General features: G+C 39.9%; 19 protein-coding genes. 15 read left to right on the top strand and 4 right to left on the bottom strand.

The annotated features are described in order from the left end of the window. The first annotated feature begins 49 nt into the window (after nt 1-49). From CEQ21_RS08415 to CEQ21_RS08395, 5 genes are all read left to right on the top strand, one after another. Nucleotides 50-1,762, top strand: coding sequence for a methyl-accepting chemotaxis protein (locus tag CEQ21_RS08415; protein ID WP_185764225.1), 1,713 nt, complete (start codon nt 50-52; stop codon nt 1,760-1,762). A gap of 175 nt (nt 1,763-1,937) precedes the next feature. Next, nucleotides 1,938-2,960, top strand: a complete 1,023-nt coding sequence (locus tag CEQ21_RS08410) for a C45 family autoproteolytic acyltransferase/hydolase (protein WP_185764224.1) — start codon at nt 1,938-1,940, stop codon at nt 2,958-2,960. Between the two features lie 118 nt (nt 2,961-3,078). Then, entirely contained in the window at nt 3,079-4,293 is a 1,215-nt protein-coding gene (locus CEQ21_RS08405; protein ID WP_185764223.1) for a Bcr/CflA family multidrug efflux MFS transporter, read from the top strand. Between the two features lie 133 nt (nt 4,294-4,426). Next, nucleotides 4,427-4,861: a MarR family winged helix-turn-helix transcriptional regulator gene (locus CEQ21_RS08400; protein WP_185764222.1), complete on the top strand. Its 435-nt coding sequence runs from the start codon at nt 4,427-4,429 to the stop codon at nt 4,859-4,861. A gap of 128 nt (nt 4,862-4,989) precedes the next feature. Continuing rightward, entirely contained in the window at nt 4,990-5,286 is a 297-nt protein-coding gene (locus CEQ21_RS08395) for a putative quinol monooxygenase (protein WP_185764221.1), read from the top strand. A gap of 39 nt (nt 5,287-5,325) precedes the next feature. On the opposite strand, the gene CEQ21_RS08390 is transcribed toward CEQ21_RS08395, so the two are convergent. Then, nucleotides 5,326-5,718: a tautomerase family protein gene (locus tag CEQ21_RS08390; protein WP_185764220.1), complete on the bottom strand. Its 393-nt coding sequence runs from the start codon at nt 5,716-5,718 to the stop codon at nt 5,326-5,328. A 175-nt stretch (nt 5,719-5,893) separates the two neighbouring features. On the opposite strand from CEQ21_RS08390, the gene safA reads away from it, so the two are divergent. From safA to CEQ21_RS08375, 3 genes are all read left to right on the top strand, one after another. Next, nucleotides 5,894-6,484, top strand: a complete 591-nt coding sequence (gene safA / locus CEQ21_RS08385) for a SafA/ExsA family spore coat assembly protein (RefSeq protein ID WP_185764219.1) — start codon at nt 5,894-5,896, stop codon at nt 6,482-6,484. Nucleotides 6,485-6,772: 288 nt separating this feature from the next. After that, entirely contained in the window at nt 6,773-7,657 is an 885-nt protein-coding gene (locus tag CEQ21_RS08380) for a cation diffusion facilitator family transporter (protein ID WP_185764218.1), read from the top strand. A 99-nt stretch (nt 7,658-7,756) separates the two neighbouring features. Then, on the top strand, nt 7,757-8,914 hold the full coding sequence (locus CEQ21_RS08375) for an ROK family transcriptional regulator (protein WP_185764217.1): 1,158 nt from the start codon (nt 7,757-7,759) through the stop codon (nt 8,912-8,914). Nucleotides 8,915-8,946: 32 nt separating this feature from the next. Here CEQ21_RS08375 and CEQ21_RS08370 read toward each other — a convergent pair whose 3' ends face one another. The 3 genes from CEQ21_RS08370 to CEQ21_RS08360 are packed head-to-tail and all read right to left on the bottom strand — an operon-like array spanning nt 8,947 to nt 12,609. Beyond that, the gene (locus tag CEQ21_RS08370) at nt 8,947-10,425 is read right to left on the bottom strand and encodes a UDP-glucose--hexose-1-phosphate uridylyltransferase (protein ID WP_185764216.1); all 1,479 of its coding nucleotides are present in this window, start codon (nt 10,423-10,425) and stop codon (nt 8,947-8,949) included. Further along, a complete protein-coding gene (gene galE / locus CEQ21_RS08365) occupies nt 10,422-11,423 on the bottom strand; it encodes a UDP-glucose 4-epimerase GalE (RefSeq protein ID WP_185764215.1) in 1,002 nt (333 codons plus the stop codon). Before galE ends, CEQ21_RS08370 begins: the two co-directional genes overlap by 4 nt. A gap of 16 nt (nt 11,424-11,439) precedes the next feature. Further along, nucleotides 11,440-12,609, bottom strand: coding sequence for a galactokinase (locus CEQ21_RS08360; RefSeq protein WP_185764214.1), 1,170 nt, complete (start codon nt 12,607-12,609; stop codon nt 11,440-11,442). Nucleotides 12,610-12,877: 268 nt separating this feature from the next. Between CEQ21_RS08360 and CEQ21_RS08355 the strand changes: the two genes are divergently transcribed. The 7 genes from CEQ21_RS08355 (at nt 12,878) to CEQ21_RS08325 (ending at nt 24,590) form a co-directional block, all read left to right on the top strand. Beyond that, nucleotides 12,878-13,870 carry a LacI family DNA-binding transcriptional regulator gene (locus CEQ21_RS08355; RefSeq protein WP_185767197.1) on the top strand — a complete coding sequence of 331 codons (993 nt, stop codon included), beginning with the start codon at nt 12,878-12,880 and terminating at the stop codon, nt 13,868-13,870. Between the two features lie 183 nt (nt 13,871-14,053). Further along, nucleotides 14,054-15,331 carry a sugar ABC transporter substrate-binding protein gene (locus CEQ21_RS08350; RefSeq protein ID WP_185764213.1) on the top strand — a complete coding sequence of 426 codons (1,278 nt, stop codon included), beginning with the start codon at nt 14,054-14,056 and terminating at the stop codon, nt 15,329-15,331. An 88-nt stretch (nt 15,332-15,419) separates the two neighbouring features. Then, the gene (locus CEQ21_RS08345; RefSeq protein ID WP_185764212.1) at nt 15,420-16,676 is read left to right on the top strand and encodes a carbohydrate ABC transporter permease; all 1,257 of its coding nucleotides are present in this window, start codon (nt 15,420-15,422) and stop codon (nt 16,674-16,676) included. A gap of 3 nt (nt 16,677-16,679) precedes the next feature. Beyond that, complete coding sequence (locus tag CEQ21_RS08340) at nt 16,680-17,531, top strand: sugar ABC transporter permease (RefSeq protein ID WP_185764211.1); 852 nt, start codon at nt 16,680-16,682, stop codon at nt 17,529-17,531. A gap of 31 nt (nt 17,532-17,562) precedes the next feature. After that, the gene (locus CEQ21_RS08335) at nt 17,563-19,626 is read left to right on the top strand and encodes a beta-galactosidase (protein WP_235907225.1); all 2,064 of its coding nucleotides are present in this window, start codon (nt 17,563-17,565) and stop codon (nt 19,624-19,626) included. A gap of 132 nt (nt 19,627-19,758) precedes the next feature. Continuing rightward, nucleotides 19,759-22,494, top strand: coding sequence for a glycosyl hydrolase 53 family protein (locus CEQ21_RS08330; protein WP_185764210.1), 2,736 nt, complete (start codon nt 19,759-19,761; stop codon nt 22,492-22,494). Between the two features lie 512 nt (nt 22,495-23,006). Further along, the gene (locus tag CEQ21_RS08325) at nt 23,007-24,590 is read left to right on the top strand and encodes a PTS sugar transporter (protein WP_185764209.1); all 1,584 of its coding nucleotides are present in this window, start codon (nt 23,007-23,009) and stop codon (nt 24,588-24,590) included. Nucleotides 24,591-24,688 lie beyond the last annotated feature (98 nt).

The raw sequence follows: 24,688 nt of genomic DNA, 5'->3' as shown, positions 1-24,688 counted from the left end.
GGACGATAAAACCAGTAGGGGAAATAATTATAAAATGAGGAGAGAAGGCATGAAATTAGTAAAAAACAGTAAGATATCTATAAAAATATTAATGATTATTATATTCAGTGCCATTTCATTAATAACAGTCGGGTTCTATGCTATTAATGGCATGAAAAAAATGGCTGAAGGATCAGATGCGATGTATAATGATCGTTTGATTCCTAATACTTGGGTATCTAAAATAGTAAGCGATGATCAAGCGACAGACCGTTTTGTTCTGGAGCTGATGTTAAATGAGGATGATTCAAGAAACGAACAGCTTATTGAGATGTATAATAAAGAAGCAGAGGAAATAAATCAATATGTCAGCAAATTAGAACAGCTTGATTTGTCAGCAGATGAAAAATCAGCGCTTGAAAAGTATAAACAATCACTGACTGATATTAGCGATACGACAGGTGAGGCCCTTGACTTAGCATTGGAAAACAAAAATGCGGAAGCTTATCGTCTATATTCCCAACAAGTTATCACAAAACGGGAAGAAATGACAGACCTGCTTGTCTCATTACAGCAAGCAAATGAAAAACAGGCAAGTAAAATCGCTCAGGAAAACAAAGATAATTACAAGACAACCTTAGTGATTTCATTAAGCATTATTGCAGTGTTCTTAGTGTTGTCAGTATTATTCGGTTTTTATATATCTAAAACGATTGCAAATCCAATTAAGAAGCTAAAAACACTTATGGAAAAAGGCGAAAATGGCGATTTCTCTGAAAGAGCTGATTACCAATCTAAAGATGAAATAGGCTCCCTTTCGGTCAGCTTTAATAGTATGGCTGATGGAATTAAAGAGCTCGTCGAAACAATCGGTGAAACATCTCAAGCACTTGCGTCCTCGTCAGAGCAGTTAAGTGCAAGCTCTGAGGAAAGCAGCAAAGCAAGTGAGCATATTTCTGAAACAATCCAGGAGCTTGCAGCAAGCTCAGAAAATCAAATGACGTTAATGGCATCAAGCTCTGAAGGAATTAATAATGTAACTGGAAGCACAGAAAGAATTTCAGCCAACGCAGAAAAAGTCGCAGCAACAGCTGAAAATACAGCAGAAGCATCCAAAAAAGGCTTGCGAAATATTGAGGAAGTTACCACACAGATGAATTCCATTAATACAAATGTTGGTAATCTTTCCATGTCGATCAATACATTAGAAGGCCGTATTAAGGAAATCGGTGATATCACTAAGGCAATAACAGATATATCATCACAAACCAATCTATTGGCACTTAATGCAGCAATTGAGGCAGCAAGAGCAGGAGAACAAGGAAAAGGATTTGCGGTGGTTGCTGATGAAGTAAGAAAGCTTGCAGAGCAATCGTCCCAATCTGCAGAACAAATAACAAGCCTTATTGGGCAAATTCAAGTCGATACGAAAACCACTATTCAATCAATGTCCACTGCGAAAAATGAAGTAGACTTAGGTTTGAATATCGTGCAAAACGCTGGAAATTCCTTTGGGGAAATTGAAGTGTCCGTAAATGACCTAGTAAGCTTATTTGAAGAAGTGTTTGTTTCACTGAAGGAATTGAAGGATAACACAGATGTGATTAATGTATCTGTTATGGAAGTTAATAGCATGGCAGGAGAAGCAGCGGCAAATACAGAAAATGTGTCAGCTGCAACAGAAGAGCAAGTGGCATCAATGGAAGAGATAGCAGCGTCGTCCTCCTCTCTTGCGAATCTTGCCGAAAGTCTGCAAGAACTTATTCGTAAATTTAGAGTGTAATATAGACTTCCTAAAAAAGGCAAAGAGAGATACCTCTTTGTCTTTTTTTATGTCTACATAATAAACAAAATCTCAATATGTATCTGTTTAAATACAGCAATAATTGACAGGTCTAATAAAGCTCTTTGTTATAAATTTAATTATATTAAATAATTAAATGCAGGGGGATTTACAAATGACTAAATTACAGGCTCAAATTTGGCAGTTAAGAAAGAACTCCTTTGAAATTGGGCAGAAATATGGCCTTTTTTTAAAAAAGAATCCTAAAGCTTTGGAAATTTATAAACAGGTAACGAAGCCTGAGATTGATATGCGAAACATGGAAGCAATCTATTTGGAGCTTGCCCCAAACATTTTGGAGGAGCTGCAGGGGCTAGCAGATACGCTCGAAGTCAGCTTTGCTGAAGCTTCTGCACTGTTCAGTGGATACGATGTTCCGAAAACAAAGGCAATGGGCTGTACAACATGGATTAATAATGGTGTTTATACAAGAAACTACGATTTTTCTCCACTTTTATATGATGGAATATTTTCATTGGTTCAATCAAAAAACCATTATGCGTCAGCAGGCTATAACTTACAGCTAATTGGCAGACATGACGGCATAAATGAAAAAGGTCTTGCAATCGGTTTTCACTTTGTCAACAATGACGGATACACAAAAGGGGTATCCCCATGGATAACCTGCAGAATGGTGCTCGATCAATGTGCGACTGTTGAGGATGCTGTTAAGTTATTGGGAACGATTCCTCATGCTAATTGCTATAACTTTTCAATTGGAGATAAATTAGGAAATAAGGCTGCTGTGGAAACGAGTCCTGATAATGTCAAGGTCAGATGGGGGCAAGAATCGCTTGCTTGTGCCAATCATTTTATAACGGAAGCAATGTCTGGCAAAAACCGTGCCAATATAGAGGGCTCGCTTAAAAGGCAACGGCATTTGGAGCAAAGGAATCATCCTAGTTGGCAGCAGCAGGAGATATTTGATTATTTCCGTGCAGACAGCTCTCCGCTGTTTTTTACTGATTATGAACACTTTTTTGGTACGCTTCATACCTTTTCTTATTCTTTTAAAGATCATACGATTATGACATGTCTTGCCGGAGGTAATGAGCCGCTTGTTGTAGATTTTAAAAAATGGGTGGAAGGAGAAAATATTTCTGCAATAGAATTAACGGGAAATATGCCAAATGCTTAGCTTATGGAAATATTTTATATAAAAATATCTTATTTATCTATTCAAAGGGAGGATATCAAGTTATGATAGTACCTAGTTGACTATAAATAATTTAAACGACTAGGAAGGTGGAAAGATTTTGCCCGATTTACTTGAAAAGAATAATAGGCTTCGTTTAGCATTTTTGCTAGGTTCACTTGCCATTTTGGGCCCGCTTACAATCGATATGTATCTGCCATCCTTTCCGACAATTGTAGAGGATTATGGAACAACGGCGTCACTCGTCCAAATTTCGTTGACAACCTGCCTGTTGGGATTAGGAGCAGGTCAGCTTGTAATTGGTCCGATGAGCGACGTGATTGGAAGGAGAAGACCTTTAGTTATATTTTTGATTGTCTACTTAATCGCCTCTGTTATTTGTTCCTTTGCCCCAAACATTTATTTCTTTATTGCTGCCCGCTTTATCCAAGGCTTTTCAGCAGCTGGCGGTATTGTTATTTCAAGAGCGATTGTCCGTGATGTTTACAGCGGCAAGGAACTGACAAAATTCTTTGCGTTGTTAATGCTTGTTAATAACCTTGGCCCGATATTGGCACCTGTTGCCGGAAGCACCATTCTTCGCTTTGGCAATTGGAATGTCGTATTTCTTGTCCTTGCATGTGTTGGGGTTGTTCTGTCCTTAATCGTGTCTTTAAGGCTTACAGAAACACTTCCTCCTGAAAAGCGGGTGCCAAGCAATATTGGGCAAATCCTGAAAAACTTTGGCTCGCTTTTGAAAGATCGCCAGTTCAGAGGATATGCACTCACACAGGGCTTTATTGTTGCAGGTATCTTTGCCTATGTTTCTGGTACTCCATTTGTCTATCAAAATATTTATGGTGTATCACCAACAACATTCAGCCTCCTGTTTGGAATGAATGGGATTGCTTTGATGATTGGCTCCCAGTTAGTTGGCAGATATGCGGATGTTTTATCTGAAAAAACGTTTCTACAGATAGGCTTATACATCGCAAATATATCTGGAATAGTTTTGTTGATTGCCATTTTGCTTCAAGCACCATTACTGGCAATTGTTATCCCAATTTTCTTTTTTGTATCATCCATCGGTATTATTTCGACGACTTCGTTTTCATTGGCAATGGATACTCAAGGGCATATTGCTGGAAGTGCGTCTGCTTTACTTGGCTTACTGCCGTTTATTCTAGGATCCATTTCAGCTCCGCTTGTAGGAATTGCCGGAGAACAAACAGCTATTCCGATGGGAGCAATAATGTTCCTCGCAAGCTTTTTAGCCTTGCTATCTTATTACGGGTTAGTCAGAAGAGGACGCCGCGTTATTGGTTCAACACAATAAATACCTAACCGCTGCCGAAAAAACGGGAGCGGTTTTTAATTGCGTATTTATTCTTTGACAATCGGGAAGAATAGGTTTATATTTGATATATCAATTATTGACATGTCAACTAATTGTTTGGAAGGAGAGTTCTATGCGTGATAATTGCGTTATCCAGCTCCAGATTTTTTATCAGCTCCAAAAGCTGAATAATAATGTTAATTCAAAATTTGAATCATGTCTTGGCTCAAGCCCCACTAGAGTTGAAATTCTGCATCAGCTTTATAATGCAGATGAAATCAGTCAAAGTGCCCTTCAGAAGGAAATCAACATTGATAATGCTGCGGTTACGCGGCATTTGAAGCAGCTGGAAACAGCAGGACTTGTTGCACGAAGGAAAAAAGCAGAGGACAACCGCGTTACATTGGTAAGCTTAACAAGCAGTGGCAGGGAAGAGATTACTGCATCATTACAAGCGAAAAAACGCTTTATTGATCAAACGTTAAGCGGCTTTAGTGCCGGTGAGCAGGAAACACTGCTGGACATGCTTTCACGCCTTAGTAAAAATGTATCTACAGTAGAAATGTAAAAGGATAAGTCTCTCGAGAGTTGCGTATCATTTTAGTGGTGCTCATTCAATTAAGTCTGTCTTATATGAGTTTCTTCATACTGTAGTAACCATTAAATAATAAAGAAGATTATGAGGAGGAAATAACAATGTTTGTTATTCATGCAAAAATGAAATTACAAGAAGGTAAAGAAGCAGCGTTTTTAGAAGAAATGAGTACACTTGTTAAAGCGTCTCAAGAAGAAGAAGGCAATATTTCTTATCAGCTAGTAAAAAGCGTAGAAGAAGAAAACACTTTTATCATGATTGAAGGCTGGAAAGATCAAGCAGCAATCGAACAACACAATGCAAGCAGTCATTTCCAAGGATTCGTTTCTAAAGCTGGAGAATTTTTGGCAGCACCGCTTGAGGCAGAAGTATTCCAAGCAGAGAAATTAGCACTATAATATAGGTAAAAGGGCAGAGAAGTCATCTCTGCCCTTTTATTATGTCAGTTTACCAGTCAAAAATTGCGCTTCTCCGTAACCGAAACTCCAGTCTTCATCACCGTTGATCGTAAAGGAAACCATAACATCATTAGGAGTAATACCACAATGTTGTTCAAGCTCGTTTGTTAGGTTTTGGTAGAATCTTTGCTTTTGGTCAGCGGTCCGGCGTCTGCTGGTAATGCTGATAAGCAGAACATTTTCACTTCTTGAAAAGCCGAGTCCAGTGTCTTGGACAATCATTTCATACGGTTTGTGCTGGGAAACAATTTGGTATCTATCTCTTTCTGGTACTTGAAATGCCTCTACCATAACACGATGAGTTACATCCAAGATTTTTGTGATTTCTGTTTCTGATCTTCCTTCAAGCATATCAAAGCGTATTAACGGCATATTATCCTCTCCTATTTCTGTTGATTTTATATACCAACATATTATCATTAATTAACCAAAATGTCACCATAATATCATCTTTTTAATGTAGATATTTCATCTTATGCGTGTCCGAATCTTTTTGTATATTTTTACCGAAAAAGACGCATCTTATCACCGATAAGGAGGTGATAAGATGAAAAAGATATTAATGGCAATACTATGTTTAATTGCAATTCCTACAATGGCTTTTGCTGATACATATACAGTGAAAAGCGGGGATTCTATGTGGAAAATAGCTGTTAAATATCAAATCGGATTGCGCGAAATCATTGGAGCAAACCCCCAAATTAAAACGCCAAGCCTAATTTATCCTGGCCAAACTTTGAACATTCCGAATATCGATTCCGTTAAAACGGTGGAGCGTGAAGTAATTCGTCTTTGTAATGTAGAAAGACAAAAAGCAGGCCTTAAACCTTTAACAGAGAATTGGGAGTTATCAAGGGTTGCGCGAGATAAATCAATGGATATGGCACAAAAGAATTATTTCAGCCATACTAGCCCAACATATGGATCGCCTTTCGATATGATGAAAGCATATGGAATCAGCTATAAATCTGCTGGTGAAAATATTGCAAAAGGTCAAACAACCGCACAGCAGGTTGTTACTTCCTGGATGAATTCAAGCGGTCACAGAGCAAATATTTTGAGCAGCTCCTTCACTCAGATTGGTGTCGGCTATTATGCGTCAGGGCATTATTGGACGCAAATGTTTATTTCCAAATAAGTCTTTGATTATTGCCGCAAGTCTTATTAAGCGGCAATAATCTCCTCATTCAATTTTATTCTCCTTGCTTTAATATCAAGAAAAATGATTTATTAGTCTAACAGTAATCAGGGTGAAAGAAATAAGTCATTTTTGGTGAAGAACGTACAATAGATGGAAGATAAATTATGTCAACGAAGTTTTGGCAAGATAAATAGTTGTGGCTTGTACCAACAATTTTTCTCTAGACCCATAAGGTCTGCTTTTGTTAAGATACAATGGTGATTTTTTTAGAGGGGAAGTATAGCTTTGTCAACAAGAGAACAGTTAGCGAAAAAAGTAGCTTGGATTAGTGTTATAAGTAACATTTTATTAACAATAGGAAAACTGGTAATAGGCATGGCAGCAAACAGTGATGCCGTGTTTGCAGATGGAATTCACTCTGCTGCAGATGTATTTGCCTCTGTCATAGTTTTGTTTGTGATTAAAATTGCCAACAAGCCTGCTGACCTTGAACATCCATATGGGCATGGAAAAGCGGAGGTTATTGTATCAGGTATTGTCGGTATTGTTTTGTTTGCCGTATCACTATATGTTGTTTACGAAGCGATTATCGGCCTGTTTCATCCGATTACGGCACCAAATATACTTGCAATGTGGATTGCGATTATTTCATATGGGGCTAAAGAATACTTATACAGGTACAGCATGAAGATTGCTAAAGAACAAAAGAGCAAGGCAATCGAAGCAATTGCCTTTGACCACAAGGCTGATATTGTTGCAAGTATTGCCGCAGCAGTTGGGGTTATTCTTTCTATTATAGGGGATAAGTTTGACATAAAGCTTTTACTGTTTGGTGATAAAGTTGCGAGTATCATTGTGGCATACTTAATTTTCAAAATTTCCAAGGAAATGCTGAAAGAGGCTTTTGATATCTTGCTTGAACGGAATATTGACTCAGCTATTTTGCAGGACTATGAAAGTATCATCGCATCTTTCTCTGAAGTGAAAAGAATAGATAGGCTAAGAGCAAGGGAACACGGCCATTATGTTCTTGTTGATTTACGAATTTCCATTGACCATGACAAAACAATCAAGGAAGGTCATGATCTGTCGCGAGAAATAAAGAAAAAGCTGATGAAAAAACATGACAATATTGAAGAAGTGCTCATCCATTTGAATCCATACTATTAAAATTAAATAGCCTGAGGCTGACCTTTTGGAAAAGGAGGCCTCAGGCTATTATGCTATAATAAGGGATATATAAGGAATTTTTAGATGGAGGATTTATTAGTGGAACGTGGCAGTTTTCAATGGATGAAGTCTGTTAATAAGACGATCATTTTAAACAAAATCAGGGTGTCAGAGCCAATCTCAAGGGCGCAAATTGCTAAGGAAACAAGGCTGACTCCGCCAACTGTCAGCAGCATAGTCAGGGAATTGATGGCAGAAGGCCTTGTGATAGAAACGGTGCTTGGAGAATCGAGCGGCGGCCGTAAACCAACAATGCTGCATATTAACAGCAAGGCTTTTTTTGCGATTGGGGTTGATGCAGGTCCTGAAACAGTCGATTGTGTGATTACGGATTTAACGGGCGAAATCTATTACCGTAATACAGCAGCACTGCAAATGCCTATTACGAATGAAGAGTTTGTTGAAACATTAAAGCAAGCTGTATTCGGCCTGTTAGCTTGTTCTAACATGGAAAGAGAGAAGGTAATCGGGATTGGCATGGCTATGCATGGTGTTGTGGATGTAGAGGCAGGAGAGGTGCTTGTTGCTCCCAATATCAACTTAAGGAATATTCGTGTGAAAGAGGAGCTTGAGAAGGAATTCGGGTTAGCTATTAAGATTGAAAATGATGCAAGAGCAATGGCATTAGGAGAGTCATGGTTTGGCGGACATGGCAGTGTCGACAGCATGGTGGCAATTAACATTGGCAGAGGTGTTGGTGCAGGAATCGTATTAAATGGTCATCTGCATCATGGCGCACAAGGAATTGCTGGCGAGTTCGGTCATATGACCATCGATTTGCACGGTGCTGTGTGTGAATGTGGTAATCGAGGCTGCCTGCAAACATTAGTAAGTGGTATCGCGATTGCCGAACGGTCGATGGAGTTTTGCGGTGAGCGAATTACTGGAGAGGAAGTTTACGCTTTAGCGCAAACGGGAAGCAAGACACATGCAGATTTTCTTAACCAAATTGGTGAAACAATTGGGATTGGTTTAACGAACTTAATTCATTTATTGAACCCAGATAGAATTGTGCTGGGCGGCGGTGTCATAAAGAGCAAACAATATTTGCTGCCTGCCATTAAACGCAAAATCGAAAAGACAGCCTTAACGAAGACAGCAGCAAAAACAGAAGTGCTAGCTACTACATTAGGGGATGACGCAACCGTGCTAGGAGCAGTTTCCTTATTACTTGTTGAATTGTTTGACCAAAGCTAAAAAGCTGAACCGAATGGGTTCAGCTTATTTTGCTAGTTCAATGTGTCGAGGAAGGCTTGAAAGGATTTTCTTTCTTTAAAGACACCTGCATCCTCAAGTACTCTAACGAACTTTTTACTTAGCTCTTTACGAACAATTTGTTCTGCTTCCTCTAAGGACGAAATTGTACCATATTCTTTTACCATGTTATTTGCCCAGTCTTGATGATATTCATGGACGGTATTTTCTTTGCCATGTAAAAGCAATGTGATTTCATGAAGCTCTTCCTTAAGTCGTGGTGGAAGCACAGCAAGACCCATTACCTCAATCAAACCGATATTCTCCTTTTTGATGTGATGAACATCTGCATGTGGATGGAAGATACCAAGAGGATGTTCCTCTGTCGTCCGATTATTTCGCAAAACAAGGTCTAGCTCAAAATAACCATCCCGATTCCTCGCGATTGGCGTAATTGTGTTATGCGGAACGCCATCTGTATATGCATGAATATTTGCTTGTTTGTCTGTGTATCCACGCCACGTTTTGAGAATAAAGTCTCCTGCATCGACTAGGTCTGCGATGTTTTTTCCTTTTAGCCTGATGACAGACATTGGCCATTTCAGAACAGATGCAGCAATCAGCGGAAAGCCTGTCAAGGTAAATGCAAAGCTTTCTGCTGCTCTTGTCATCGCAAACTCATAAGAACCGCCTTGATAATGGTCATGGCTGAGGATTGAACCGCCGACAATTGGCAAATCTGCGTTAGAGCCTATGAAATAATGGGGATACTGCTTTGTAAAAAGCAGCAGCCTTTCAAAGGCATGGCGGTCAATTTTCATATCCCTATGTTCATCTGAGAACACGATGCTATGCTCATTATAATAAACGTATGGTGAGTATTGTAAATTCCATGTCTCACCAGCAAGCTCTAATGGAATAATACGGTGGTTCGATCTGGCAGGATGGCCGATTCGACCTGCATATCCTTCGTTTTCCTTACAAAGCAGACACTTTGGGTATTTGACATCTTGTTTCATCGCACGTTCCCGCTTAATTTCCTCCGGGTCCTTTTCAGGCTTTGATAAATTAATCGTAATGTCCATAACCCCATAGTCTGTATCCATTTTATAAGAAATATTGTTTTTGATTCTATTCAATTGAATATAATTGCTGTTCTTGCTCAGTTCGTAAAAATATTCCGTTGCAGCAACAGGAGATTCTTTATATTTCTTATAAAAGGTTTGTCTAATATCAGAGGGACGTGCCAAAAAACAGTTCATGATATTGGCAGCCAAAATTTCTTTTATATCTACAAGATTTTCAATGACACCTTGAGCTGTCGCATAGGAGACGATAAGGTCAATTAGGTCAGCAATCGTGAGCATAGATAAATCCTCACAAGCTGTTTCCTCGTAATCATCAAGCTTTAAAAGCTGCAGCACTTGGTTTCTAGCATATATGGCATCTGCGGACTCCATAAGCTTTGCCTCTTGTGCTTTAAGAACTAGTGTGTCGATATAGGCGAATATCATATGTTCACTTCCTTTAAATACCCGTCCGGATGGGACAAATGCCAGCTCCAGGCATCACTCACAATTTGCTCAATGGAAGTGCGTGTTGGGTTCCAGCCTAACACAAGTCTTGCTTTAGTGGAGCTTGCAATCAAGGTGCTTGGATCACCAGCCCGGCGCGGACCAATCACAGTAGGGATTTCTCGCCCAGTTATTTTCTGTGCTGCAGCAATGAGCTCTTTAACAGAAAAGCCTTGGCTGCTGCCGAGATTGAAAATATCACTGCTTCCACCCGTTTTTAAATATTTTAAGGCTAATAAATGGGCATCGATAAGATCTTCCACATGAATATAATCTCTAATGCATGTGCCGTCTGGCGTATTATAGTCATCACCATATATCATGACAGAAGGGCGTTTGTTTAATGCAGCCTGAAGGATAATTGGGATAAGATGTGTCTCAGGATCATGGTCTTCACCGATTTCACCAGTACTTCTTGCGCCCGCCACATTGAAATAACGAAGAGAAATGTACTTTATGTCATACGCTTTATCGGCCCATTCCATCATTTTTTCCATCGCCCGCTTTGTTTCTCCGTATGGATTAGCGGGATTAGTCGGCATATCCTCCGTAATCGGCACAGTTTTTGGTTCTCCATAGGTTGCTGCTGTTGAGGAAAAGACAATGTTTTTTACATTAAATTCAACCATAGTCTGCAGAAGCAATTGCGTTCCGTGCACATTATTATCATAATATTTAAGGGGATTCTCCATTGATTCTCCAACAAGTGAGTTTGCGGCAAAGTGAATAACGGCATCAATTTCTTCCTTTGTAAACACTGTGCGAAGAAAATCAATATCGCGTATATCTCCTTCATAAAAGCTTACATCAGGATGTAATGCCTGCTTGTTGCCAGTCTCCAAATTATCAATGACAACTACTTTTTCTCCACTGTCATGGAGCTGATGGACAGCATGTGAACCGACATATCCTGCCCCGCCAACAACTAAAATGCTCATAATTTAACCCACCTTTTTAAAGTTCTTTTGCTCCATCACCAATAGCTGCTGTGTAAAAGGAAGCCTCATAGCCAATCTTTTCCTTATAGATGTCATTAATATTCTTTTTGAAGTCCTCGTGTTTATCCTTTTCCACAATGGCAATCGCACAACCGCCAAACCCAGCACCAGTCATACGGGCACCGATTACTCCAGGTTGCGCCCAGGCAGCTTCGACAATTGTATCCAGCTCTATACCAGTTACTTCGTAATCGTCTTTAAGGCTTGTGTGTGATTGGTTCATGAGCTCACCGAATCTAGTTAAATTACCGTTATTTAGTTCGGAGAGCGCTTCCAATGTTCGCGCATTTTCATAGACAGCGTGTTTAGCGCGTTTTTGATTAATAGGATCTTTAATAAGATGCTGCGCCTTCTCGAAATCCTCTGGTGTTAATTCACCTAAACTTTCAATCTTAAGCTCTGACTGCAAATCACTCAATGCGGCTTCACATTGCGAACGGCGTTCATTATATTTCGAACCGGCAAGGGTGCGCTGCTTATTTGTATTGATAATCATAATAACATGGTTTGCTAACTGAATTGGTGCGTATTTATATTCTAATGTTTGGCAGTTTAGCAGAATAGCAGCATCCTTTTTGCCCATTCCGATTGCAAACTGGTCCATGATTCCGCTGTTAACACCAATGTATTCATTTTCAACCTTTTGACCAAGCTGAATCATTGGTATCCTTTCAATAGAGAGGTCAAAAAGCCCTTGAAGAAGGACGCCTGTTACCAGCTCGATAGAAGCAGAGGAGGATAGTCCGGCACCATTAGGAATATTTCCATAGAATAAGATATCTGCACCTGAATCGATTGTATAGCCAGCCTTTTGTAAATGAAGAATCATTCCTTTCGGATAATTCGCCCAATCATCGGACCTTTTGTATTCTAATGAGGCTGAATCAACTTCAATGATACCGCTCTCAGAAAAGTTCGCAGAATAAAAACGAAACTTAGAATCATTGCGTTTTGTTGCCAAGGCATATGTTCCATAAGAAATAGAAGCAGGGAAGACGTGACCGCCGTTATAATCGGTATGTTCACCAATCAGGTTAATTCTGCCTGGTGCAAAAAACGTCCGTGGCTTCACATCTGTATGAAAAATCGACTGAAATGTTTCGAGTAAAGGAAAATTTGTATTCATAATAGCCTCCTGTTTTAGACTGTATTTTCACTTTGTTAATTAATTTAATTAAGTCTATGTTCAGATTACTACTAATTTTCAAGGGACGCAATAAAAATCATCTTAAATTTAATAATTCGTGTGTTTTTAAAAAAGAGTTTACATCACAATCAATATTTAATATAATTTAGTAAATAATAAGTAAAAAAATTTACTTGTTTTAATACGATAATATTTATTTCATTACATAACAGAAAAATGGTCAATGATAATAGCATGGAGGTAAATGATGGCTACCATTAAAGATATTGCAGAAGAATCGGGATTTTCCGTTTCAACCGTTTCGCGCGTTTTAAATAATGATAAAAACTTATCTGTACCGGATGAAACGAGAGAGAAAATTTACGAAGTGGCAGAAAAGCTTAATTACCGCAAAAAGACTGTTAGGCCACTTGTGAAAAATATTGCTTTCTTATATTGGTTAACTGATACAGAGGAGCTAGAAGATATTTATTTCAAGGATATGAGGCTTGAAATTGAAAAGTCAGCAAAAAAAGCAAATGTGGAAATGTCTACATATAAAATATCAGAAGGAATCGACAGTATTCCAGATACAATAGAAGGATTTATTGCAGTCGGCTCTTTCTCTGATTCCGAATTAGCATATTTAAGAGGGATAACACCGAATGGAGTGTTTATTGACACTACACCTGATTCTGATCACTATGACTCCGTTCGTCCTGATTTGGCGCAAATCACCAAAAAAACAATCGATTTTCTGATGGAAAAAGGCCATAAAGAAATTGGTTTAATAAGCGGGACTTATCATAATCCCAATACTGATGAAGACGAAATGGACATAAGAGAAAAAATGTTCCGTGAAATCATGCAGGAAAGAGGATTGCTTAATGAAAAGTACATTTTTTGCCGCAGAGGATTTTCGGTGGAAAATGGTTATACACTAATGTCAAGAGCAATTCAAAAGCTAGGAGATGACATGCCGACAGCCTTCTTTACAGCAGCTGATCCAATTGCTGTTGGGAGTCTGCAGGCACTAAATGAGCATGGGATATCGATACCAAGCAGGGTGAGTGTTGTCAGTATAAATAATATAAGTATTGCAAAATACATATCGCCTCCATTAACAACCTTTCATATTGATATGAAGGAGATATGCAAAAACGCCATCGCCTTATTGCTTGAAAGAGTTCTTGAAAAAAGAAAAATTGTGAAAACATTATATCTTGGCTCAGAGCTTATTGTTAGGAGAAGTACAAATTAACAGGAAACGACACTTGAAAAGAGTGTCGTTTTTTGTGTAGAAAAATAGTTTCGTAAAATTATTTACTTAATAAAGTAAATTAGTTGTTTACATATTTTGTTGCTGGTGCTATATTAATTTTAGTGAAACGCTTTCACCAATAAACTTACAAATAGGATAACTATTGGAAAGGATGTCCCATATATGAAAAAGTTCCAAAAGTATTTCAGCCTAATAGGCGGCCTTGCCTTAACTTTATCACTAGCGGCCTGCGGACCTGACGAAAGCGGAGGCTCAAGCGGCCAGAAGGCTTCCTCTAATAAAGACTATGATCTATTAGTCTGGGAAGATATTGAAAAATCAGCAGGCATTAAAGACATTGTAGCAAAGTTTGAGGAAGAAAATGATGTCACAGTTAAAATAGTCGAAAAACCATATGCAAAGCAAATTGAGGACTTGCGGTTAGATGGTCCAGCAGGAACTGGACCAGATGTTTTAACAATGGCAGGTGACCAAATTGGAACAGCAGTAACAGAGGGATTGATTAAAGAGCTTGCTGTTGATGACAGCACTCAATCTATTTATACAGAAGCAGCGCTTCAGTCACAGCTGGTTGATGGAAAGGTATACGGCTTGCCAAAAGCAGTTGAAACAACAGTTCTGTACTATAATAAAGACCTGATTTCTGAGGATAAGCTGCCAAAAACTTTAGATGAATGGTATGAATATTCGAAGCAAAATACATCTGGCGACAAATACGGCTTCCTTGCTTTATTTGACCAAATTTATTACGCGCAAAGTGTGATGAGCGGCTATGGCGGTTATATTTTCGGTAAAGATGAAAGCGGTGCCTATAATCCAGAGGACATTGGTTTGAACAGTGCAGGTGCATTGGAAGGTGCAGAATCCATCCAAAAGTTTTATAAAGAAGGATTATTCCCAGCAGGAATTATCGGTGAACAAGGAATCAACGTGCTAGAATCCTTGTTTACAGAAGGGAAGGCAGCAGCAATTATTTCCGGGCCTTGGAATGTTGAGCCATTTAAAAAAGCAGGAATTAACTATGGTGTTGTAAAATTGCCTGAGCTTGCAAACGGTAAAAACATGAGTGCATTTATTGGAGTGAAAAGCTATAACGTCAGCTCATACTCACAAAATGCAGAACTTGCTGAAAAGCTTGCCGTATATTTGACGAATGAAGAAAATTCCAAAACAAGATTTGAACTGACACAAGAAGTGCCAGCTGTTCAGGCATTGGCAGATGATCCAGCTGTGAAAGAAAGTGAAGTAGCTAAAGCAGTTGCAGAACAATCACAATTCTCTGAGCTTACACCGAATATCCCAGAAATGAATGAAGTTTGGACACCAGTTGATGCTGCGCTGCAAACAATTGCAACAGGCAAAGCAGAGCCTAAAGATGCACTAAAACAGGCAGTTGAGACAGTTAAAGGACAGATTGAAGCGAAGCATAGCGGCAACTAAACAAAAGGCTAGTGCCAAACATGAAATGTTTGGCACTGCATAATTCCGGCTCACTACATAAAGTCGAATACTCAAGGGGTGAAAAAAGGTGCAACATCGCAATAAAGCTCTTATTCTATCAATTATTCCCGGAGTGGGACAGTTTTATAACAAACAATGGGTTAAAGGATTATTGTTACTTTTAATAGGCATTATGTTCTTTTTAGTATTTGGAGATTTGCTCAATATGGGTTTTTGGGGCATATTCACATTAGGAACAGAGGTGCCGCGTGATAACTCCATTTTCCTTTTAGCAGAAGGCATCATTGCCATCATCGTAACAAGTTTTGGATTGGCAATTTATTACTTCAACCTGAAGGATGCCTACAAAAATGGAAAATTACGTGATGAAAACATGGACTTAAGCTCCTTAAAAGACCAGTATCATAATTTGATTGCACAAGGCTATCCATATCTTGTGAGTGGTCCTTCCTTGTTCATTTTAATTTTCGCTGTCATTTTCCCCATTTTATTCAGTTTTGCCTTAGCATTTACGAACTATGATCTATACCACTCCCCACCAGCACATTTAACCGATTGGGTTGGTTTAAAAACATTTGCTGAAATTTTCACAGTCGACATTTGGCGTTCTACATTTTTTGATGTACTTGCATGGACAGTCGTATGGACACTTGTGGCATCTTCTGTGCAGGTCAGTGTTGGTATTGGGCTGGCGGTTCTTGTTAACCAAAAGGAAATTCGCTTTAAGAAGTTTTTCCGTACAATCCTTGTATTGCCTTGGGCAGTGCCTGGGTTTGTAACGATTCTTATTTTTGCCGGGCTTTTTAATGACAGCTTTGGGGCAATCAACAACGATATATTAGCAGCATTAGGAATCGGACCTGTTCCATGGATGACAGATGCTGGCTGGTCAAAGCTCGCATTGATTCTGATGCAAGGCTGGCTTGGTTTTCCTTATATATTCCTTGTAACAACAGGAGTGCTGCAGTCTATTCCTGACGATTTATATGAAGCAGCTACCATTGATGGTGCAAGTATTTTCGCTAAATTTAAGCATATTACCATGCCGATGATATTGATTGCGATGGCTCCAATTATCATTACACAGTTTACGTTCAACTTTAATAACTTCAACATTATCTATCTATTTAATGGTGGAGGTCCTGCGGTGCCAGGTTCCACAGCAGGAGGAACGGATATTCTAGTGTCATGGATTTATAAGCTGACAATGCAATCAAGTCAATATTCCTTGGCTGCGGCATTGACCATACTGCTGTCTGTATTTGTTATTGCGATCGCACTATGGCAGTTTAGACGCACAAATTCGTTTAAAGAAGGAGCATAAGAGATGAAGACAAATATGAAGCAAAAAAAATTCCTACGGCTCCTTGTCTCCTATTGCATCTTGGCTTTTATGACAGTTATTATCATATATCCATTGCTTTGGACAGTCGGAGCAAGCTTTAATCCAGGCAACAGCCTGATCAGTACGTCCATTATTCCGAGCAATCCGACGTTGGATCATTATAAAGAGCTGTTCGCAGGCAAAGAGAGTTTACAATATGCTAATTGGTACATGAACTCACTGAAAATCAGCATATTTACGATGATTGGAACGGTCATTAGCGTGTCATTCACAGCATATGCGTTTTCCCGTTTCCGTTTTAAAGGCAGAAAAAATGCACTAACTGTATTTTTGCTGCTGCAAATGATTCCACAGTTCTCTGCACTGATTGCCCTGTTTGTTTTGGCACAGCTGCTTGGACTTATGAACAGCCATTGGCTCTTGATTTTGTTATACATTGGCGGACAAATCCCAATGAATACGTATTTAATGAAGGGGTATATGGATTCCATACCGATGGATCTTGATGAAAGTGCCAAAATTGATGGTGCAAGCAATACAAGGATTTTTTGGCAGATTCTCATGCCACTATCAAGACCGATGATTGCTGTTGTAGCTATGAATGGATTCACCGGACCGTTAGGGGATTTCGTGTTATCATCAACAATCCTGCGTACACCTGAATCCTACACATTGCCAATTGGGTTATACAATCTTGTTAATGAAGTAATGGGTGCAAGCTATACTACATTTGCTGCTGGAGCGATTCTGATAAGTATCCCGATTGCGATTATCTTCATTCTGCTGCAAAAGAACTTTGTATCAGGTCTGACTGCAGGTGGAACGAAAGGTTAACTAAAAATAAGGAAACAAAAAGGAGACTTTTATGGCAAACAAAGAGAAGACATTTGTTACAGATGCTAAATTTATGCTGCATGGCGGCGATTATAACCCAGATCAGTGGCTGGACCGTCCAGACATTTTAGCAGATGACATTAAGCTGATGCAGCTATCCCATACAAATACTTTCTCACTTGGGATATTTGCATGGAGCGCCCTTGAACCAGAGGAAGGTGTCTACCATTTTGAATGGCTTGATGACGTGATTGAAAGAATTCATAGCATTGGCGGCAAAGTAATTTTGGCAACTCCAAGTGGTGCAAGACCTGCATGGCTGTCACAGAAATACCCTGAGGTGCTGCGTGTTGATGGAAAAAGAAGGAAGCAGCTGCATGGCGGACGCCATAATCATTGCTTCTCATCAAGTGTGTATAGAGAAAAAACACAGCAGATTAACAGATTGCTTGCTGAAAGATATAGCAGTCATCCTGCGCTGCTTATGTGGCATATTTCCAATGAATATGGCGGAGAATGTCACTGTGATACATGTCAGGAAGCTTTTCGCAACTGGCTGAAGAAGAAGTATGACAATAGCTTAAAGGCTGTCAATGATGCTTGGTGGGGACCGTTTTGGAGCCACACTTACACAGACTGGTCCCAAATTGAATCTCCTTCTCCGATTGGGGAGAATGCAGTCCACGGCTTAAACTTGGATTGGCGCAGGTTTGTGACAGACCAGACGATTGACTTTTTTGAGAATGAAATTGTCCCAATTAAAGAGATTTCACCAGACATTCCGATTACGACAAACCTGATGGCAGATACGTTTGATTTAATTCCATTCCAAAGCCTTGATTACAGCAAGTTTGCACGTCACGTTGATGTAATCAGCTGGGATGCCTATCCTGCGTGGCATAATGACTGGGAATCGACTGCAGATTTAGCGGTGAAGGTAGGCTTCATCAATGATTTATTCCGCAGCTTGAAGGAGCAGCCGTTTTTGCTGATGGAGTCGACTCCAAGTGCTGTTAACTGGCATAAAGTCAATAAAGCGAAACGTCCAGGCATGCATTTGCTTTCTTCCATGCAGATGGTTGCACATGGTTCTGACAGCGTTTTATACTTCCAGTGGCGGAAATCGCGCGGGTCGTCAGAGAAATTCCACGGCGCTGTTGTGGATCATGACAACAGTCCGGATAATCGGGTGTTCCAGGAAGTTGCCAAAGTCGGTACAACACTGGAGAAGCTGACTGATATTGTCGGTACGAACCGTGCGGCTGATACAGCCATCCTGTATGATTGGGAAAATAACTGGGCGCTGAATGATGCGCAAGGCTACGGATTAGACTCAAAGCAATATCCGCAAACATTGCAGCAGCATTATCGCACATTCTGGGAGCAGGATGTTCCAGTTGATGTGATTACAAAGGAAAATGATTTCTCTAAATATCGTCTGCTGATTGTGCCGATGCTCTATTTAGCAAGTGAAGAGACAATTGCCCGCTTAAAGGAATATGTGGCAAATGGCGGTACATTAATCATGACTTATATAAGCGGAATTGTGAATGAGCATGATTTAACTTATATGGGAGGCTGGCACAAGGATCTGCAAGACGTTTTCGGCATAAATCCAGTTGAGACAGATACGCTTTATCCGAATGATGCTAATATTGTCCATTACGATGGTAAGGATTATGTACTGAAGGATTATGCGACAGTATTGAATATTGCCTCAGCTAATGTGAAGGGTGTTTACAAAGAAGATTTTTATGCAGACACAGCAGCGGTAACAAGCAATGCTTATGAGGGTGGAAAAGCATATTATATTGGCGGCCGATTAGATGAAGAGTTCCATCGTGCTTTTTACGGCAAGCTTATCGAAGAGCTGTCATTAAAGCCAGATTATGCTATAACACATGGGCTCGGAGTATCTGTTCAAGCAAGACAAGAGGAAGGCAAAGAATATCTCTTTATTATGAACTTTACAGAAGAAACGCAGCCACTTGTCCTTGGCAGTGAAGTAACGGATGTTATAACTGGCGAGCAGCTTCATGGCAGCATAAAGCTAGATAAGTATGAAGTGAGAATAGTAGAGAAAGCAATAGGCTAATGATTAGCAAGAGAATGCGAGAACAGCAAGGAGTATCATGCATCATTTTAAAAAATGACTGTATTAAGCACTGCGCTGTAACTCGGATTCTCTTTTTTTTTGTGAAAATTTACGTATTAGAGGGTGATATTGATGAACAAGAAGTGTGGTAAATCGAAGAAAATACTTTCTTTGTTATCTGTATTAATAGTAATGATAAGTCTGCTGCCGACATACACAAAAGCAGCAGACAACAGCTATGCAGCTAATGGCGGAATGGAAACGGACTTTTGGACAGACGGTTCTTGGAGCTTTGCAAATTTAGATGATAGTGAGGTAGAGGTGCAGCATTTTGCTTATGCATCAGATGAATGGATAAGCCCTGCTGAAGGTCAGCATGCACTGAGATTTTGGGTGAAGGACACAGCAAGCAAACAAACCTTTACAGTGAAGCAGGCAGTTGAAACGCTTCCTGCTGGAAAGTATGAATTAACAGTAAAAGCAATGGGTGGAGCAGATAAAGAAGCTGGACAGCTTATGCTGTTCGCTGGATCAAGTAAAACAGGTCAAACTGCCACAAAAGGATATAATAACTGGGAAACGCAAACTTTGACGTTTGAGCTGTCTCAGGACACAGCTAACTTTGAATTCGGTGCTGAAATTTCAGGCGAGCCGAATGCATGGGGTTATTTGGATAGTGTTTCACTTGTAAAGGTGGATGGTTCAGATCAACCAGTGCAAAGTGATATTTTCGTTGAAAAAGTCGATGGACTAACAGATGATTTTATTAAAGGTGTCGATATTTCGAGTATTATTTCCCAAGAAAACAGTGGCGTGAAGTATTACAATCATGCAGGTCAAGAACAGGATATTTTTAAGACATTAGCTGATTCGGGCGTAAATTATGTGCGTGTCCGCATCTGGAACGACCCGTATGATACAAACGGGAACGGCTATGGCGGCGGAACGAATGATTTGGATAAGGCAAAGGAAATCGGAAAAAGGGCAACAGCGCATGGAATGAAGCTGCTAGTAGACTTCCATTATTCCGATTTCTGGGCAGATCCTGCTAAACAGCAAGCCCCAAAAGCATGGGCCAGCTTGAGCTTTGAAGACAAGAAAAAGGCGCTGTACTCGTATACGAGGGACAGTCTGCAAGCATTGCTTAACGAAGGCATTGATATTGGCATGGTCCAGGTTGGCAATGAAACGAACGGTGGATTCGTTGGAGAAAAGGACTGGGCAAAAATGTCTGAGCTCTTTAAGGAAGGAAGCAGGGCAATTAAGGAAGTTGATTCAAACATCCTGACAGCATTGCATTTCACAAATCCAGAAACAGCGGGCCGCTATGCATCAATCGCAAAAACACTTGACGATAACAAGGTAGATTATGATGTATTTGCAAGCTCCTACTATCCGTTTTGGCATGGAACATTAAGCAACTTAACATCTGTTTTGAAAAATGTCGCAGACACGTACGGTAAAAAAGTGATGGTGGCAGAAACATCGTATACATATACAGGTGATGATGGAGATGGCCATGAAAATACTGCGCCAAAAAGCTCTGGGCAAACATTAAATTATCCTGTCACTGTTCAAGGACAAGCAACAGCAGTCAGGGATGTCATCAAGGCTGTCGCCGATGTTGGTGATGCGGGCATTGGTGTGTTTTATTGGGAGCCAGCCTGGATTCCAGTCGGTACACCGGGGAATTTAGCACAAAATAAAGCGATTTGGGAGAGGTATGGCTCTGGCTGGGCATCAAGCTATGCTGCAGAATATGATCCTCATGATGCCGGGGCATGGTTCGGCGGAAGTGCAGTCGATAACCAGGCGTTATTCGACTTTAACGGAAAACCGCTTGCTTCGTTAAATGTATTTAACTATGTGAATACGGGAGCAGTTGCGCCGTTAAAAATCGAAAAGTTGACAGAGGTTACAATCGAGGCAGCAGCTGGGGAAGCAATTAAGCTCCCGGAAACTGTAACAGCTGTTTATAATGACGGCACAGAAGGAGCGGTTGCTGTTACTTGGGATGAAAATTCATTAAATGCAGCAATCCAAGCAGGAATAGGTAAGTATGTCATAAATGGCACAGTGGAAAACGGAATGACGGTTAAAGCAAACCTGACTATTAAACCAGAAAACTATGTACAGAATGCTAGCTTTGAAGAGGAAGACAAAAGCATGTGGACTATTCACTATCCAAATAGTCTAACACCACATGCAGACTTTTTGAAAAATGCCTCTGATGCGAAATCTGGCGAGCATTCTTTGCATTTCTATTCAGCAGAAAGTGTGGATTTTACAGTTGAACAGACAATCACAGGACTGTCCCCAGGCTATTATGATGCTTCGATGTTTATTCAAGGCGGAGATGCAGCTGCTGCCAACATGCAGCTGTATGTAAAAGCGAGTGATAAACAATATGATGAGCCAACTAATGTTACCGGATGGAATATTTGGGCAAATCCAAAAATCAGCGATATCCTTATACTAGATGGAACGGTTACAATCGGTGCAAGCATTCAAGCGAACGCTGGGGCTTGGGGAAGCTTGGATGATTTCTCATTCGTGAAGACCGCTGATTACGAGGAAGCTGTTGAAGAGGAGGAACAAACACCGCCACCTGCACAAGGCGATCAAGGAGAAGAGTCTTCTGAGCAGGAGGAAATGCCTGCAGATGAAGAGGGAGGCAGTGAAACGCCTGTAAAAGAAGAGGAACCAAAACAAGAAGCAGAAAAAAATGATGATAATAAACAAGTGCAAGATGAGCACAAAAATGGGCAAACAGGCAACAGCCTGCCAGATACAGCTACAAGCATTTTTAACTTTTTATTATTAGGTTCCGTGCTTTTAGTTAGCGGAGCAATGTTGTATAAACTATAAAAGCAAGCCTGTCACTCTTCTGGTAGAAAGTGACAGGCTCTTTTTATATATGGTTATTTAACAAAAAAGGAAAGTGTGACTGCTGCAGTAACAACAGGAATAATCCGATTGAAATCCGTATCCAATAGCTTCCATTTGCTGAAGTTATGCTTTTTAAATTCAATTTTTTTTTACTAAATAAGCGGTTAAAAAAATGACTAGTCCTGAAAGAATACTGGCTGTGAGGTTACTCATAAGAAACACCTAGCACATAAACAATAACTTAAACAATTTGTCGTCAATAATAACCCCTCCAAACTATATTCTCTTACAAGTTTAATTTTATATTTACTTGTTGACTTGAAGATGTACAAGTTATGTCTCTTTTGTGAATTTTAAAAACTTCTAAATTATCAAAAAATAACTAGAGAATTTAAATTATGTATGTTATTTTAGTATGGTAGCACTTTACCAAACTACCAAACTAAAGAAAAGTTAATTTATACATACACTAATAAAAGGGATGATAGGCATTGAAGAATATTGTCATTATTGGCAGCAGCGGCGGTAATCTGTTTAATCTCGGCGGTGCTAAACCAGTACAGCTATTGGAAGAAATATTAAAGCAAGCGCAAGCAGCTGGATTGAATGTGGAAAATATTCAATTTATCGCTGCGAAGGAATCAATGGATACGGCCAAAAATAATACAGCCGCCGCAATATACGGCTATAAGGAGAATGCGGTGCTTCCTCTGTTTGAGGCAACTTTACAAGAGGTCAATCTTGAAGCAGCAAAGCTTGATCAAATGATTGCAGACAGTATAAGAAATGGGGAAGTGGACGGCATTATTGCGATGAGTGCTGACACGAAAGCTGTTAACAAGGAGACATTGGCTGCTGCCATTGAGAGAAAGGTGCCGATTGTCGGCACAGGAGGAACCTCTATGGCTGCAATGACTTCAATGGGGGCAAATGTTATTTCGTCCTCTGGAACGACAGGATCAACAAGCAGAACAAGAGCCATTTCATTCGTATCCTCCCTGTGCAAGCATTGGAACATAAAATTCAACCCAATCATCGGCTCATACGAAAAGGCTCAGCCAACAAATACAGCCCCGTGGAAAAATATTAATATAAGAGGCATCATGGTTTCGTCTTTGCCTGGCTTTATTGCGATGGCTCTTATTCTTGCGGTCAGCCAAATACCAGCATTAAAAGGCTTAAGTGATATTTTTGATTTAATGATTAATGCCTTGCCAGTTATGCTGGCGGTTATTGCAGCTAAACAAGTTTCTGAATTGGATGAAGTATCCATTATTGCGGGCGTTATTGCCGGAGTATTATCTGTGCAAGGCGGAATCATCGGCGGAATCATCGGAGGAATTGCTGCAGGTATACTCGTGCAATTCTTCTTCCGCAAATGTATCGAATGGAAGTTCCCGATTACAACGGTGAATATTGTCAGCGGTGGTTTATCAGGACTTATTTCAGGATTAATTGTTTACTATTTAATTGGACCTGTTGCCCTGCAAGCCGGAAACTTAATTAAAGAGATAATTGAGCAAACGGTAGCATTTAATCCAATCCTTGCAGGCGTACTTGCAGGTGTGCTCATATGGCCGGCGATTTTAGGCGGCGTTTATCATGCGGCCATCCTGCCGATTGTTCTGCTTGAAATGGAGAAAACAGGCAACAGCTTTTTGGGAGCTGTAGATATGGTCGGCTTAGTTATGGTAGCAGCAGGAATTAATCTTGCAAACATCATTGCACCAAGAGACAGAGGCGAAAGTGCTGTTGCTGCACCAGGATTTTTAATCAATATGGGATTTGGGACATTTGTTGAATCGGCCTACCCTTTTATGTTTTCTAATAAAATTGTCTTTGGCGGAGCACTTGTTTCAGCGGGTATTGGCGGTGCACTTGTCGGCTTATTCAATGTACGAGGAACAGCGTATGTTCCATCCTTTACAGCACCATTCCTATCTAATAACATTACCGGTTTTATCATTGCCATGGTTGTGCCGCTTCTAGTAGCATTTCTGATAACATTAGCTGCAAATAAGCTTCCATCGAAAAAGCAAGCAGCTAAGAAGCGTGAAGATGAGCTTGCGGTATAACTTTTAAAAAAATCCCATTTGAAAAATGGGATTTTTTTTATTTAGTAAAACGAATATAATTAGTACAGGTACTATTTTTTTAAAGGCAACTTTTTTTG

Source organism: Niallia circulans (assembly GCF_007273535.1).
GTDB lineage: Bacteria > Bacillota > Bacilli > Bacillales > Cytobacillaceae > Niallia > Niallia circulans_B.
Note: the sequence above shows the minus strand (reverse complement) of the source record. Positions and strands in the feature narration are given on the sequence as shown.

Bases quoted from the DNA above. Each gene is read 5' to 3' on its own strand.
- safA (WP_185764219.1), top strand. From the start codon at position 5,894: ATGAAAAAGATATTAATGGCAATACTATGTTTAATTGCAATTCCTACA.
- CEQ21_RS08355 (WP_185767197.1), top strand. From the start codon at position 12,878: ATGGCTACCATTAAAGATATTGCAGAAGAATCGGGATTTTCCGTTTCA.
- CEQ21_RS08340 (WP_185764211.1), top strand. From the start codon at position 16,680: ATGAAGACAAATATGAAGCAAAAAAAATTCCTACGGCTCCTTGTCTCC.
- CEQ21_RS08335 (WP_235907225.1), top strand. From the start codon at position 17,563: ATGGCAAACAAAGAGAAGACATTTGTTACAGATGCTAAATTTATGCTG.
- CEQ21_RS08350 (WP_185764213.1), top strand. From the start codon at position 14,054: ATGAAAAAGTTCCAAAAGTATTTCAGCCTAATAGGCGGCCTTGCCTTA.
- CEQ21_RS08390 (WP_185764220.1), bottom strand. From the start codon at position 5,718: ATGCCGTTAATACGCTTTGATATGCTTGAAGGAAGATCAGAAACAGAA.
- CEQ21_RS08395 (WP_185764221.1), top strand. From the start codon at position 4,990: ATGTTTGTTATTCATGCAAAAATGAAATTACAAGAAGGTAAAGAAGCA.
- CEQ21_RS08370 (WP_185764216.1), bottom strand. From the start codon at position 10,425: ATGATATTCGCCTATATCGACACACTAGTTCTTAAAGCACAAGAGGCA.
- CEQ21_RS08330 (WP_185764210.1), top strand. From the start codon at position 19,759: ATGAACAAGAAGTGTGGTAAATCGAAGAAAATACTTTCTTTGTTATCT.
- CEQ21_RS08415 (WP_185764225.1), top strand. From the start codon at position 50: ATGAAATTAGTAAAAAACAGTAAGATATCTATAAAAATATTAATGATT.
- CEQ21_RS08410 (WP_185764224.1), top strand. From the start codon at position 1,938: ATGACTAAATTACAGGCTCAAATTTGGCAGTTAAGAAAGAACTCCTTT.
- CEQ21_RS08400 (WP_185764222.1), top strand. From the start codon at position 4,427: ATGCGTGATAATTGCGTTATCCAGCTCCAGATTTTTTATCAGCTCCAA.
- CEQ21_RS08360 (WP_185764214.1), bottom strand. From the start codon at position 12,609: ATGAATACAAATTTTCCTTTACTCGAAACATTTCAGTCGATTTTTCAT.
- galE (WP_185764215.1), bottom strand. From the start codon at position 11,423: ATGAGCATTTTAGTTGTTGGCGGGGCAGGATATGTCGGTTCACATGCT.